Origin of the sequence: Frankia sp. KB5, from assembly GCF_002099325.1 — a bacterium.
Classification (GTDB): domain Bacteria; phylum Actinomycetota; class Actinomycetes; order Frankiales; family Frankiaceae; genus Frankia; species Frankia casuarinae.
On the sequence record NZ_MRUJ01000227.1, the window covers coordinates 1 to 14,220 of the forward strand.

The window sequence follows — 14,220 nt, forward strand, 5'->3', positions numbered from 1 at the left end:
GAGGGTGGGGCGCCGTCCAACGATGGAAAGCACCCCACCCTCGGGATGTCCGCGGTAGAGGAGTACTCGAAGGCGCCTTCGAGTGGCTGGGGGTGCTTTCCTACCCGGGATCCGCCGCCCGTCATTCCTCAGTGCCCGACGGCGGCAGTGCCCGACGGCGGCAGTGCCCGACGGCGGCCGACTCCGTGTCGGTGGATCGGCATCGGCCCACGCAGGCGGGCGCGACAGGTCGTCGGTCGGAGCCGGCGGGTCCGCCACCCACCGTTCGACTCGGGTGCGGACCTCGTCAGTGAGGAGGAACTCGGGCCGGATCAAGCCCAGCGCCMRGTAGAATTCGCCCGCGACGTAAGCGTCGTCGACGGCGGTGGCGCGCACCATGCCCAGGTATTGTGCGCCCGCCCGCTCTTCGGGTGTCGGGGCGGGCATATTACGGCTTTCCGTCACGGGAAAGACCAGGTCGGATGCGGTCGCGGCCTGCCAGGCGAACGAGGTGACGGCCATGACGTCGTCGTGGAGACGCTCGACGGCCGTGTCCAGATCGTCCGCCTGACGCAGGCGGTCGCGCAAGGCCACCGCCTGCAGGACGGCCGCGGTCATGYCTTGGCCGTACACCGGGTTGTATACGGCCACCGCGTCGCCGACCGCGATGAACCCCTGTGGCCGCCGAGCCAGCTCGTTCCAGCGGCGGAGCCGATTCACTGACATCCTCGTCGTCCTGATGTCGGTGACGGGCTCGGCACGTTGCCACATCTCGTGCAGGACGGGGGTGACGGCGGTCCGGAGAAACTCGTCGAAGCCCGCCGGGTCGCCGGGCGGGAAGTCACGGCTGGTCCCGACGGCCATGAGGCCATAGAGGTTGTTCTCCTCCGGCAGGAGGAACGCACCTCTGGTGTTGTGCGGTGCCGGTGGCGCGCACACTGCCCGTAGGTCTCCCGGTAGGGMATCCTCGGGCAAGTGGCAGTGCACGGTGGCGTAACCGAGGAAMGGTTGCACCGTCGACTCCGGCGGGGCRTCGAACCCGGCGTCGGCGAGCCAGTGCGGGGAGCGAGATGCGCGGCCGCCGGCGTCCACCACAAGCTCGGCCTCGATCAGTCCGCCCAGACCGTCGAGGTCGTCGCACACGACCGCGTCTACCCGGTCGCCGCCGGCCCTGCGCAGGCCGATGGTCTCGGCGTGGCGGAACCGGACGTTCGGTAGCCGGCGGGTCAGCGTCCGGATGGTGTGCTCGGTCAGGGCCCGCGTGCCGAACAYGGACCGCATGTCGGATGGCGCACGCCGGATCCAGCCTTCGGGAAAGAAGTAGGCGACGTCGCGTTGCGGGTCATACGGCGGCGCGCCCTGGTCGGTCATCGCGACCGTGAAGCCGCCGTAGAGTTCGTCGAGCGCCGATGCGCCGCCGAACAGCAGGCCGTGCAGATGAGGCGCCTGCGGGACGTTGCGCCGTTCTTCGACGGTTGTCGGCAGGGCGTCTCGGTCGAGAATGGTGACCGCGGCGAAGTGTTCGCTCAGCACGCGCGCCGCGGTGAGTCCCGCAATACCTCCGCCGACGATGACGGCATGGTCCCGCTGTACAGGCATTCCTACCTCCACTCCCGATCTTTCGATTAGGAATCGTAACAGGCGAGGGAGGTCCCGGGCGTGGAATGCCGCCCCGGCAGGAAAGATGCGCGTCCACGGCATTGCCGGTTCCGCGACGTCGGAGTTGAGGAAGCCCTCCACCACTCGCAGCGGCACGCGCAGAAGCGGGTCATCTCCGTCTGCCGGTAACCATGAAGATGATCATGGACCCGGGCCGGCCGGCCCCTGTCCAGCCGGGCGGGTCTGGTTGGAGCAGTGGGATCGATCCCGTGTGCCGGTGGCGGGTTCCTGGCGGGATATAGTGGCTTTTTCTGTGCTAAGTGAGGCCGCTCGACGTCGGGACACTGCCTCACACCCTCTTCACATCGGCGGGATGGCAGCGTGGGCTCGACGCAGGTCCCCGACGTGTAGCCGGGAGCCCCGTGTCCACCGTGCCTGCTCTAAACTTCCTCGATCCGGCACCCATCGAGTCAGAAAGCATATCGATGCCGCCTTCATCGCACAGTCGGACCCGCGCGCGGGAGCCCCTTGCGCCTAAAGTGCCGGAAATCACGGCTCTGTTCTGGGTGGTGAAGATTCTGACCACCGGCATGGGTGAGGCGACCGCAGACTACCTTGCGCATGTCAACTTGGTACTCGCAGCTGTCATCGGTACCGTCGGGTTCACGGTCGCGCTATGGCTGCAGTTCCGCGCCCGGCGCTATTTCGCCCCCGTCTACTGGTTCGCCGTGATGATGGTGGCGGTCTTCGGCACCATGGCCGCCGACGGCCCGCCCATCGGCCATGTCGGCTCGGCGATCTTCTATACCATGCTCCTCGCAACCGTCTTCTTTCTCTGGCGTCGCGCTGAGGGAACGCTGTCGATTCACAGCATCGTGACCYGCCGCCGGGAGACTTACTACTGGCTGGCGGTGCTCGCGACCTTCGCCCTGGGCACCGCGGCCGGCGATGTGACCGCGACCACCATGCACCTGGGCTTTCTGGCCTCGGGCATCGTGTTCACGGCGATCATCGCGGTGCCCGCGGTTGCCTGGTGGCGGTTCGGGTTGAACGAGGTCGTCGCCTTCTGGCTCGCCTACATCGTCACGCGGCMGCTCGGTGCGTCCTTCGCCGACTGGCTCGGTAAGCCTCACTCGCACAGCGGTGTCGGCTTCGGCGAYGGACCGGTCAGTGGTGGCGCCACTATCATGATCGTTATATTGGTCGCCTACCTGGCCGTTACCCGCAGGGACGTCCAGCCCAATACAATTCGGTCCGCCGACCTCCTCGTTCCTGGTATGCAGCGAAGCAACACCGGAAGTAATACCGCGAGCGGCAACGCCCGGTCCGCGACGATCCCAGGCCCTGYCCGTCCGCCGGGCCAGCAGGCCCAGGTCGACTAACCCGGCCCGACCACCCCGGCCCGACCGTCATTGATCGAAGCGATCGGCGTCTCCGCTCTCGGCCGGCCATGGCTGGCGCCGAGAAGCGACTGAGCGAGCTCTCCATAAGGCCTATTACGACCCGCGGCGTACCCCCGGGGCGAAGTTCATGGTCACCCTGCCCACGAGACGCCCAGGACCGCCAGCCAGATCATCAACCCCAATCGCACGGTTCCGGGGGGTGTGGCCATGACCGCGGCGGGCATGGCAAGCTTGCTCGCTGTGGCAGCAGAGTGCGAGGTGGACAGCGGGACGGCCCGGTTGGGCCGAGCCGTCGTGTTCGCCTCGTCCTCGGTGTGTCTGGCCTGGGCCGCGCACGTCTCTGGCGGGGCGCCGCGGCCAGCCGCTGGGATCATGCTGGTTGCGGTCCTCCTCCTCACCCGGGTGGCGTTCGGGCTCGCGGACCGCGAGCGAGGAGTCGCTGCGCTGCTCGCGGGTCTGGGGGCGACGCAGATCGCCCTCCATGTCACCTTCGTACTTGCGCATCCGCACACCCACCTGGCCAGCGGTCCGAGCCTGGATGTTCCGATGACGGCGGCCCATGGCATTGCCGTGGGCTGTGTGGGGTTGATGCTTCGTCACTCCGAGCGGGCTGTGTGGTGCGCGGCCGGACTGAGGCCGCGCACCGTCGTGGCCCTGTTGCTGTATCCGGTGACCGTCGCCGTCGTTCCGCCTGTCCCACCCACCGTGAAGATCAACCTTCGGAAGCGGGTGCCGAGACCGCACGCTCGCCCCCTTGGCCGTGGCGCACGGCGCCGGGGACCACCCGCTTCCCCTTTTCCGGGGTTGACGTCACGGCGAGCGTTGATGTCACGGCGAGCCTGGTAGACGAGTTCCGCTGGCGGGCTCATCTGCCCGACGAACGACCCCGGCGCGAGCAAGGCAAGGCATCTTCAGGTGGTCCCACGCGCCGTGGGACGTTCGAAGGGATCTTATGTACCGCAACGTTCGGCGTGCCGGCATGCTTGCCGGCACTGCCGCGGCAGCGATGTTCCTCCTAGCTGGACCGGCGTCCGCCCATGTCACGGTGCAGCCGCCGACGGCTGCCGCGGGCAGCTACGCCACCTTGTCGTTCAAGGTCCCCACGGAGAAGGACACCGCGTCCACGACCGGGTTGGACGTCCAGCTTCCTACCGACACCCCGATCGCGTCCGTGTCGGTCCAGCCCAAGGCGGGGTGGACATACAAGATCACCAAAGCGGCCCCGTCGAAGCCGCTCATGACGGACGACGGAGAGGTCAAGGAGATCGTTACCAGGATTGCCTGGACGGCGCAGGGGGATGGCGGGATCAAGCCCGGGGAGTTCGACACCTTCACCGTCTCCGCCGGGCCGCTGCCCGAAAACACCGACCACATTGTGTTCAAGGCATTGCAGACCTACTCCGATGGTTCGGTCGTGCGGTGGGTCGATGTCGCCGCCCCAGGCGCCCAGGAGCCTGAGAAGCCGGCGCCGGTCCTCACGCTGACGGCATCCTCCCYGGGGTCCGGTGGGCCTGGCGCGGCCGCGGCGCGGTCGGACGAAGCCGCATCGGCCTCCGACGATTCCGACGGGACGGCGCGTGGCCTGGGGATTGCTGGCCTTGTCCTTGGCGCACTCGGGTTGTTGGCCGGTGGATTCGCGCTGATCTCTTTGCGACGGCGCGCCTAACCGTCGTGCGCCGCATCCTGGTGGTGGCCGTGACGTTCCTGGTCATGGCCACCACCTCCATCGGTTTTGGCCTCGGGGTCCCGCCGGCGTCGGCGCATGCCCTTTTGACGGGTAGCGACCCCGTGGACGGCGCGGCACTTGACGTCGCACCCACACGGGTAACCCTTGACTACAGCGAGTCAGTACGGGTCTCGCGCGATTCGATCCGGGTGCTCGATTCCGCGGGTAGGCGGGTCGATGATGGTCGTGCCGGATCTGGTCCCAAGGCGTCGCAGGCGACGGTCGCGCTCCGGCCGGGGCTGCCGAACGGCACGTACGTGGCGAGCTGGCGTGTCATCTCGGCGGATAGTCATCCTGTTTCCGGTGCGCTCGCCTTCGGTGTGGGCGGGCCRCCGGATGCCGCCGCCGCGGCGGCCTCCGGCACATCGGGCTCCTCGACGGTGGGCGTCGTCTTCGCCATGGCGAGATTTCTCGGATACGCCGCGACGGCCCTGTTGCTGGGCGTCTGTTTCTTTCTGATCGTGCTCTGGCCGACAGGTCTTCGTGCGGCCGGTCCCGGCCGGCTGTTGATGGCAGCGTGGGGATTATCCGTTTTTGCGGCATTCGCGCAGCTGCTGCTGCAGGGCCCCTACGCTGCCGGGCTCGGCCTCGGGGGACTCGGGCAGTGGTCGGTTCTGTCGACCACCCTGGCGGATCGGTTCGGTCACCTGCTGCTGATCCGTCTGCTCGCTCTGGCTTTGATGGTGCCTCTCGTGCGGCGGCTGTTGCGAACCGGGTCGGTGGATCCGCGGGGAAACGGGGAGCTCGCCGGTCTCGGTGTCGTGGTGGCCGTGACGCTTGCCATGATCGGTCATGCCAGCGTCGGCGATCTGGCTTGGCTGGCTACCACCAGCACGACGGTGCATGTGATCGCCATGTCGGTGTGGATCGGTGGTCTGGTGATGATTGCCGGTTTCCTGGTGCGCCGCGCATCGGCCACCGAGCTGGCGGAGATCCTTCCCCGGTGGTCGAAGATCGCGGTTGTGGCCGTTGTCGCCGTGATGGTCAGCGGGGTCTTCCAGGGCTGGCGTGAGGTCGGCCCGCCACGGGCCCTGATTGATACCAGCTATGGTCGACTGCTGGTGTACAAGGTGTGGTTGGTCCTTGGAATGATCGCTCTCGGCGCTCTGGCGCGGCGGTGGGTCCGCCGGCAGTACAGAACGAACAGAAATCAGCCGGCCGGCCGGCCGGACCGCTCGTCGCATGCCGTTCTGCTTGCCGGGCTGCGCCGGGGTGTCATGGCGGAAATCGTGCTCGGGGCTGTCGTGCTGGGGATCACGGCTGGGTTGGTGAACATGGTACCGGGACGTACCAGCTATTCACCGCCGTTCTCCGACACCACCTTCGCGGGTCCGATGACGGTGAAGGTGAGGGTCTCGCCGACGCGGGTGGGCGCCCAGACCCTGGACGTCCAGGCCACGGACCCGAGCGGCAAACCGCAGAAACTGGTGGAGGCCAGTGTGGCGTTGTCGTTGCCGGCCGCCGATCTCGGCCCCTTCACTGTTCCGCTGAGCCTGGCCGCGCCGGGCCATGCGCGGAGCGACGGGATCCGGGCGCCGTTGCCCGGTGAATGGCAACTTCGGCTCACGCTCCGAGTGAACGACTTCGACCAGTACGTGACAACCGTGTTCTACCAGGTCCGATGAAGGGACTCGTGAACGATGAAGGGCTGGTGAACGCTGGGCGGCGGTACGTGGATCGTCCGCCCGGTGCGTGGACCGTCCCGCACGGAGGCGGTAAGCGCTTCCGTGATAGCTGATCGGAATGGTTCGATTGGCGTGTGATATCAGGGTTGTAATGATCGGCCAGGCAACCCATGGTAGAGCGGCAAAGGCCTGCGAGGGAAGCTCAGAAGGAGTCCATCCATGCCGACCGCCACCGCTGACAAGTCCCATAGCTTCGATGTTTTCCAGCACTACGAGCGCCTCCAGTGGAAGGTTTCCGACCTCGGGCTGGAAAACGTCCGGAGTGACCTCGTTCATCCCGTCTACATCTCGCTTGTCAAGGGCGTTGTCATGGGCGAGGCGACGTCTCTCCCCGGGCTGCACGGTTTTCTCAGCGAGTTCCACGACGACTACGACTGCTCGGCCTTCGTGGCCATCTGGGCCTACCAGGAGCTTCAGCATCACTACGCCTTCCGGGCCTGGCTCAAGGCGGTGGGTGTCCACATCGACCAGGACAAGATCGAGGCTCTGCGTGAGCCGTACGAAGCCGGTATCACGCCGAGTGCGACCCTGACCACGAACGTGATCTCTGAGATCATCGTCAACACGGTCTACCGGGCGATGTCGGAGTGGGTGGAGGAGCCCGTGCTGGCCGACCTGTTTCTCCGCGCAAGCCGCGACGAAGCAGGGCACGCCCGCGAGTTCCTCTTCTACTTGAAGCGTCGTCTGGAACTCCACCCGCACGAGCTGAGGTCAGTCCTGGAAAGGATTCATTTCTACGTTACGAGCCCGCGGCTCAACCACCCGGTCGGTGTCTACAAGCATCAGCGCGTCGAGGAGATGCAGGGGCACGAGACCGTCGACGACGTGATCGATGTCTATCTCCAGTTCTCTCCGCCGGATGCGCTGGAAAAGCTCCAGGCCAAGCTCCGGCGCATGCTCGGAACGGCGGTCGGCCGGGACTTGAGCCGAAACTCCRGCATCCGCCACGCGATGGCCGAAATAGTGGYCTGAGGCATCGAATCTGAGAACGTCGTTCCCAGACCCGATCGGATGCGGGGGCGACGCGCGACGACGGCGGCGCCCCGGATCACGTGCGACGCCGTCGGCAGGGCGCGCCGTGACCAATTCTCTGCCGGAGGAACCGATGCACATTCACCCGACCGCTCCCTCCCAATCCTCGGCCGACGAGGAATACCTGCCGGTGCCTTGGGCGGTCCTGGAGAGCTACCGCTGCTTCGGCTGCTCACCGCACAACGCAAACGGCCTGCGCCTCCGCTTCGCCTTCCGTCCCGACGGGATCGCCACCCGCTTCAGGCTGGACCRCACTCACGAGTCGTACCCGGGGGTCGTGCACGGCGGTCTCATCGGAGTCATCTGCGACGAAACCATGGGAAACCTGATCGTTCTGCGAACAGGCCTCACCTCCTTCACCACCGGGATGCGGCTGCGGTACGTCACCGCGATGCGGGTGAACACCGACTACCAGTGCGTCGCCCGCCTACAGGCCGGCACGGCTGAGCCGGTCTCCAACCCGACGGGCGGTCCGACGGGCGGTCCGACGGGCGCGGGCGGCCTGGTGCGTGCCGAGGCCGAGATCCTCGACGCCGCGGGCAGTCTGGTGGCTGCGGCGAGCGCGACCTACCGTCCGACATCGATGAACATCGCGCGGCAACGCCTGGACCTGCGACCGGACGAGTTCGACCGTGTCGCGGAAGCCATCACCGCGRCCCAGGCCGCCCAGGCTGCTAACGCTGTCCAGGCTGCTAACGCGGCCCAGGCCGTCGGCGGTCAGGGCTGAATAGTCCCTCTCACGCGCCTCAACCGACACGGCGAATGACCGAAGGAGTCATGATGACACCCTCCCGCGCCGAGATTGTCAGTACTGTCACCGCCATCCTCGCTCGCGAGCTCGGGATGTCAGCCGACGCGCTCACTCCCGACCTCGACCTGCGGGCCGTCGAAGGCGCGGACTCGGTGAAGGTTCTGGTCATGATCTCCCGCATAGAGCGCACGTACGATATCGAGATCGAGGATGAGGACGTCTTCGCCCTGAGCTCCATCAACGACGTCGTCCGTATCGTGCTCGCGGCGCTCGAGACGGCGGTCTGACAACAGGAGAATCATCGTGACCGTATCGAACACCGTTACGTCAGCTACCTCTGATCAGGAARCGGGGCAACGCCGTCCTGCCCGGTCCGACCGCTCTTTTGCCCGTCCGGTGCTGCCGCCGCTGCTGCCCGCCTCCGACCTGGCGGCGGCGGTCACCGCGTTTCACTCTGCCGGGTCCGCCGCCCGCCGCTGGGACGTCGAATCGGCCTTCCGGTGGGACGAGGCCGAGGCCGACCGGCTCACCGAAGGCCAGCGCTCAGCGGTCCGCTTCATCACCCTGATCGAGGACCATCTCCCCGGCTATTTCGACCTCTACGAGCGTGCGTTCCCGCTCAACTCCGACGTTGACCTGGAAACCTTTATCCATAACCGTGAGCTCTACCATTTCACGGTACGGTGGGCCCAGGAAGAGGACAGCCACGCCCGGGCCCTGTTCCGTTACCAGGTCGCCGCCGGTATCGCCGAACCGGAGGAACTGCGTCGGGAACTGGCGRCTGAGGGCCGTAAGAAATTCGATCTGCCACTTGACCACGCGGTCTCGTTGTTCGCCTACGCACTCGTGCAGGAGAAGGCGACGCAGCTCTATTATCAGCAGCTACGCACCGTGGCYGGCGATCCGGTCCTGGCCGACGTCCTCACCCGACTCGCCCGCGACGAGTCGCRCCACTTCGCGTTCATGGCGGATGTAGTCGAGCGGTACCTGCGCCGGGAGGGCGACGCCGTGGTGGAGCCAATCCGCGAGGTCATTGCGACCTTCCGGATGCCACTGGCCGACACCATCCGCGGCTACTGGCGATGKGCACTGCGGATCCGGGAAGTCGCCCACTACGACCACACAGATGCCTACGCTCACCTCATCCGGGTCGTGAACCGCGCCGTCAACGCCCGGTCCGACCGGGTGAATGAACTGGTCACCTTTATCGACGCATGCCGGACCGCTCCCGTCCCGGCCTGAGCCTGTGGGATGYCAGAAGTCGTCCTGGGCCTGTGACCTGGGCTGATGCGGCGGAGCGGGCAGACGGCGAGATCGCCGGTTCGCCGCGGTGTCCGCGGGGTGGGACGGCGGATCGGCCCCCTAACCGCTCGATTACCAGACGAAACGTTACGTATCGGCCCGTTCCGGGATATGTCGCGCAGCGCCGCAAAATCCGAGGTCGCGGCGTTTTCGGCGCCGGAATGGCAGGCCTCGGGAGCGGCTCGTCGAGGGTCCGCGGGTAGACCGGGGTTTTGTCGGTAGTGACCTCGACCGGGCGGCGCCCATACGCCGGCGCCCATACGCCGGCGCCCGGTCGAAGAACCGGCGGGCAGTCGTCTGGTCGCGGCGGGTACTGGGGTACTGGTGAGAACATCGATGACCCGCCCGTGCTGGTCGACCGCCCGGTACAGGTAGGTCCATCGGCTGGCGATCTTGACGTGGGTGTCGTCGACATACCACCTGTCGCCCGGTTGGTGCCGGCAGGGCCGGGCCGCGTCGGCGAGCAAGGGCGTAAAGCGAGGAGGTGTACTCGCGCGGCACGTGGCTGACCACGACGCAGGGCGCGCCTCATCGCGTCGCTGCGTTCTCGGGTATGTCGACGGGTCCACCATTGATCTCAACGAATTGTCTTTGGAGGATCAACGCGCTTAGGGGCTGTTGTGTCGCGTGCCTCTCCGGTGGCTCTGGGTGGCGGGGTTAGACTCCGACCGGCGGGCCGTTGTGGGCGAGAGGGGACTGGGATGCCGACGGATTCTTTTGTTCACCTCCATGTGCACACTGAGTATTCGATGCTGGACGGTGCGGCGAAAACGGGCCTGCTTTTCAAGGAAGCGGCGAAGTTGGGGATGCCGGCCGTCGGGATGACCGACCACGGTAACATGTTCGGTGCCTACGAATTTTATCAGGGTGCGAAGTCCGCGGGTGTCAAGCCGATCATCGGGATCGAGGCGTACCTGGCGCCCGAGTCGCGCCACCACAAGCGGCCTGTCCTGTGGGGGGAACGCTCGCAGCGCGACGTCGACCCTGCGGGTGAGGGCGGTGACGTGTCCGGTGGCGGCGCCTACACCCACATGACGATGCTCGCAGCCAACGCCGCCGGGCTGCGCAACCTGTTCCGGCTGTCGTCGATCGCGTCGATCGAGGGCTACTACCGCAAGCCGCGGATGGACCACGAGCTGGTCTCCCAGTACTCCGAAGGGATCATCGCGACCACGGGCTGTCCGTCAGGTGAGGTGCAGACCCGGCTTCGTCTGGGCCAGTTCGACAAGGCGCTCGCGGCAGCGGCCACCTACCAGGAGGTCTTCGGCGCGGACAACTTCTTCCTGGAGTTGATGGATCACGGTTTGCYGATCGAGCGCAGCGTCCGCCAGGGGCTGCTCGACATCGGCGACAAGCTGGGGCTTCGCCCGCTGGCCACGAACGATTCGCACTATGTGACCCAGGATCAGGCGGGAAGCCACGAGGTGCTGCTGTGCGTCGGCACCGGTAAAAAACTCGACGATCCGACCCGTTTCAAATTCGACGGATCGGGATATTATCTCAAGTCTTCGGAGGAAATGCGCAACTTGTGGGACAGTGAGGTCCCCGGGGCCTGCGACAGCTCTCTGCTTATCGCCGAGCGCGTCGAGTCCTACGACGATGTTTTCAAGTTTGTGGACCGGATGCCGCGGTACCCTGTCCCCGCGGGTGAGACGCAGCTGTCCTGGCTGCGCAAGGAAATCGACCGCGGACTGACGTGGCGCTTCCCTGCGGGCGTGCCCGCCGATGTGGTCGAGCGCGTCGACTACGAGGTCGGCGTGATCGACAAGATGGGTTTCCCGGCTTACTTCCTGGTCGTCGCCGACATCTGCAAGTTCGCGAGAGATCGGGGCATCGGGCTGGGTCCGGGGCGTGGATCGGCGACCGGGTCGATGATCGCCTACATCCTGGGTATAACCGAGCTGAACCCGATCGAGCACGCGCTGATCTTCGAGCGGTTCCTCAACCCGGAGCGGATCAGCCCGCCGGATATCGACCTGGACTTCGACGAACGTCGACGCGGTGAGGTGATCCGCTACATCACCGAGCAGTACGGCGAGGACCGCGTCGCGCAGATCAACACCTTCGGCACGATCAAGGCCAAGGCCGCGATCAAGGACTCGTGCCGGGTGCTGGGTTACGACTACGCCCTCGGCGACAAGATCTCGAAGGCGATGCCGCCGGATGTGATKGGCCAGGGCATCCCGCTGGCCGGGATCTTCGACCCGAACCATGAGCGGTACGGTGAGGCCGCCGAGGTCCGGGCCCAGTACGAGACCGACACCAAGGTTCGGAAGGTCATCGACACCGCGCGGGGGCTGGAGGGGCTCACCCGCGGCACTGGTGTCCACGCCGCCGGGGTCATCCTGTGCTCGGAGCCGCTGCTGGATGTCCTGCCGATCCATCGCCGCGACAATGACGGCGCGATCATCACCGGGTTCCCGTTTCCTCAGTGCGAGGAGATGGGCCTGCTCAAGATGGACTGCCTCGGGCTGCGGAACCTCACCGTCATCGGTGACGCGATCGAGGCCGTCAAGCGTAACCGCAACGTCGACATCGACCTGTCCACCCTCCCCTTGGAGGACGCCAAGGCCTTCGAGTTGCTCGCCCGCGGCGACACGCTCGGGGTGTTCCAGCTCGACGGCGGACCGATGCGTAACCTGCTGCGCCTGATGGCACCGACGAAGTTCGGCGACATCGCCGCCGTGCTCGCGCTCTACCGGCCCGGCCCGATGGCGGCCAACAGCCACATCGAGTACGCAGACCGCAAGAACGGCCGCAAGGAGATCCTCCCGATCCATCCCGAGCTCGCCGAGGCGCTGGAGCCCATCCTCGGCGAGACCTACCACCTGGTGGTCYACCAGGAGCAGGTCATGGCCATCGCCCGGGAGCTGGCCGGCTACAGCCTCGGCGGCGCCGACCTGCTGCGCCGCGCGATGGGTAAGAAGAAGAAGGAGATCCTGGACAAGGAGTTCGCTCGGTTCTCCGCCGGGATGAAGGAGAGGGGCTACACCGACGCGGCGGTCCAGGCGCTGTGGGACGTGCTTGTCCCGTTCTCCGGCTACGGGTTCAACAAGTCCCACACCGCTGGGTACGGTGTCGTGTCGTTCTGGACGGCCTACCTCAAGGCCAACTACCCGGCCGAGTTCATGGCGGCGCTGCTGACGTCCGTCGGTGACGACAAGGACAAGATGGCGGTGTACCTGGCGGAGACCCGCCGGATGGGTATCCAGGTCCTGCCCCCCGACGTCAACGAGTCGGACCTGCGGTTCGGTGCGGTCGGGGACTCGATCCGCTTCGGCCTGGGGGCCGTCCGTAATGTGGGGGAGAACGTCGTCGCCTCGATAGCCGCGGCCCGGCGGAGGAAGGGCGCGTATGAGTCGTTCGCCGACTTCCTGCAGAAGGTCGACATCGGGGTGTGCAACAAGCGCACCATCGACTCGCTGATCAAGGCCGGGGCGTTCGACTCGCTGGGCCATCACCGCCGGGTGCTGGTCAACGTACACGAGAACGCGATCGACGCGGTGATCATCACGAAGCGGGCCGAGGCCATCGGCCAGTTCGACCTGTTCGGCGACGGGGGCGCCGGCGAGGAGGAGGAGAGCCCGGGGCTAGGACTCGACCTGGACCTGTCCGGCCCCGAATGGCCGAAGAAGGAGCTGCTGGCTCAGGAACGCGACATGCTCGGCCTGTACGTGTCCTCGCATCCGCTCGAAGGCGCCGAGCGGGCGCTGGATCGCCACCGCGACACCCGGATCGTCGACCTCGCCGAGGCCAACGACGGGACGACCGTACAGATCGCCGGTATCATCAGCAAGATCGACCGGCGGATCAACAAGAACACCGCCAAGGCGTGGGCGATCGTGACCGTCGAGGATCTCGATGCCTCCGTCGAGGTGCTGTTCTTCCCCCAGTCCTACGAGGTCCATTCGTACGCGCTCGCGACCGACGCGGTCATCTCGGTGCGGGGCAGGATCAACGAGCGGGAGGGGTCGGTCTCGCTGTTTGCCCAGGACCTGACGGTGGTCGATGTCGCGACGCACGTGAACGGGCCGCCGGTCGTCATCACTCTGCCGTCACACAAGATCACACCACCGCTGGTCGATGACCTCAAACTCGTCCTGACGACCCATCCCGGGACAACTCCGGTGCACCTGCGTCTCGAAGGCCCGCAGAACACGCATCTGCTCCTGCTCGAACTCCAGGTGCAGGCGAGTAGTTCGCTGCTCGGGGACCTCAAGGCCCTGCTGGGTGCCCGAGCGGTCACCGTATGAGCGACCCGTCGCCGGAGGCGGGACAGCCTGCCGAGGTTGTGGGGTGCCAGAAGTCGGCTTGGGCCCGTGAGCTGGGCTGACGCGCTGACGCGCTGACGCGCTGACGCGGTGGAGCGGGCTGCCGGCATGATGGTCAGCTGTGTCCATCGGCGCTGTTGCATTGGGCGGAGGCGGGGCGTGGTGGAGCCGTCTCGGGTGGGCGGTCAGATGGCCAGGGTGAGTTCGGTGAAGGCAGCCGTCAGCCGGTTCCGGGGTCGGCATCGACGCCCAGTTCGTAGTGGCCGCGGCGGATGTTCTGCACGAACGTGTGCCCGGAGCCGATGGTCTGTGCGGAGCGGAGGCGTTTCAGGCCGCGCATCGGCCGTAGTCGTGCCTTGAACCGGCCGTGGTCGGCTTCGATCGGATTGTTCGCGTACTGGTCGTCGACGTGATGAGCGGCGGGGAGCTGTTCGTCGAGGACTCGTGGGTAGAAGGCTGCCCGGTCGGTGGT

General features: G+C 66.6%; 10 protein-coding genes and 2 pseudogenes. 9 read left to right on the forward strand and 3 right to left on the reverse strand.

Features of this window, described 5'->3' with window-relative positions:
- On the reverse strand, positions 1 to 1,578 hold a 1,578-nt coding region (locus tag KBI5_RS19745), incomplete at its 3' end, for an NAD(P)-binding protein (RefSeq protein WP_085016085.1).
- A 485-nt stretch (positions 1,579 to 2,063) separates the two neighbouring features.
- Here KBI5_RS19745 and KBI5_RS19750 point away from each other — a divergent pair.
- The 8 genes from KBI5_RS19750 to KBI5_RS19785 all read left to right on the forward strand — a co-directional run bounded on the left by KBI5_RS19750 (position 2,064) and on the right by KBI5_RS19785 (position 9,417).
- On the forward strand, positions 2,064 to 2,960 hold the full coding sequence (locus tag KBI5_RS19750) for a hypothetical protein (RefSeq protein ID WP_347272523.1): 897 nt from the start codon (positions 2,064 to 2,066) through the stop codon (positions 2,958 to 2,960).
- A 261-nt stretch (positions 2,961 to 3,221) separates the two neighbouring features.
- Positions 3,222 to 3,827: a hypothetical protein gene (locus KBI5_RS19755; RefSeq protein ID WP_148214925.1), complete on the forward strand. Its 606-nt coding sequence runs from the start codon at positions 3,222 to 3,224 to the stop codon at positions 3,825 to 3,827.
- 106 nt (positions 3,828 to 3,933) lie between these two features.
- The gene (locus KBI5_RS19760; protein ID WP_085016087.1) at positions 3,934 to 4,647 is read left to right on the forward strand and encodes a YcnI family protein; all 714 of its coding nucleotides are present in this window, start codon (positions 3,934 to 3,936) and stop codon (positions 4,645 to 4,647) included.
- A gap of 44 nt (positions 4,648 to 4,691) precedes the next feature.
- Positions 4,692 to 6,332, forward strand: a complete 1,641-nt coding sequence (locus tag KBI5_RS19765) for a CopD family protein (RefSeq protein ID WP_108913837.1) — start codon at positions 4,692 to 4,694, stop codon at positions 6,330 to 6,332.
- 219 nt (positions 6,333 to 6,551) lie between these two features.
- Positions 6,552 to 7,364: a ferritin-like domain-containing protein gene (locus KBI5_RS19770; RefSeq protein ID WP_085016088.1), complete on the forward strand. Its 813-nt coding sequence runs from the start codon at positions 6,552 to 6,554 to the stop codon at positions 7,362 to 7,364.
- A 133-nt stretch (positions 7,365 to 7,497) separates the two neighbouring features.
- A complete protein-coding gene (locus KBI5_RS19775) occupies positions 7,498 to 8,151 on the forward strand; it encodes a PaaI family thioesterase (protein ID WP_241883031.1) in 654 nt (217 codons plus the stop codon).
- Positions 8,152 to 8,204: 53 nt separating this feature from the next.
- Positions 8,205 to 8,462: an acyl carrier protein gene (locus KBI5_RS19780; RefSeq protein ID WP_011438533.1), complete on the forward strand. Its 258-nt coding sequence runs from the start codon at positions 8,205 to 8,207 to the stop codon at positions 8,460 to 8,462.
- A gap of 109 nt (positions 8,463 to 8,571) precedes the next feature.
- On the forward strand, positions 8,572 to 9,417 hold the full coding sequence (locus KBI5_RS19785) for an acyl-ACP desaturase (RefSeq protein ID WP_241883032.1): 846 nt from the start codon (positions 8,572 to 8,574) through the stop codon (positions 9,415 to 9,417).
- A gap of 221 nt (positions 9,418 to 9,638) precedes the next feature.
- Here the strand turns inward: KBI5_RS19785 and KBI5_RS19790 are convergent.
- A pseudogene (locus KBI5_RS19790) lies at positions 9,639 to 9,956 on the reverse strand (DDE-type integrase/transposase/recombinase); the annotation flags it as partial.
- A 222-nt stretch (positions 9,957 to 10,178) separates the two neighbouring features.
- Here KBI5_RS19790 and dnaE point away from each other — a divergent pair.
- The gene (dnaE, locus tag KBI5_RS19795) at positions 10,179 to 13,730 is read left to right on the forward strand and encodes a DNA polymerase III subunit alpha (protein ID WP_085016091.1); all 3,552 of its coding nucleotides are present in this window, start codon (positions 10,179 to 10,181) and stop codon (positions 13,728 to 13,730) included.
- Positions 13,731 to 13,933: 203 nt separating this feature from the next.
- Here the strand turns inward: dnaE and KBI5_RS19800 are convergent.
- Positions 13,934 to 14,220, reverse strand: a pseudogene (locus KBI5_RS19800) (DDE-type integrase/transposase/recombinase); the annotation flags it as partial.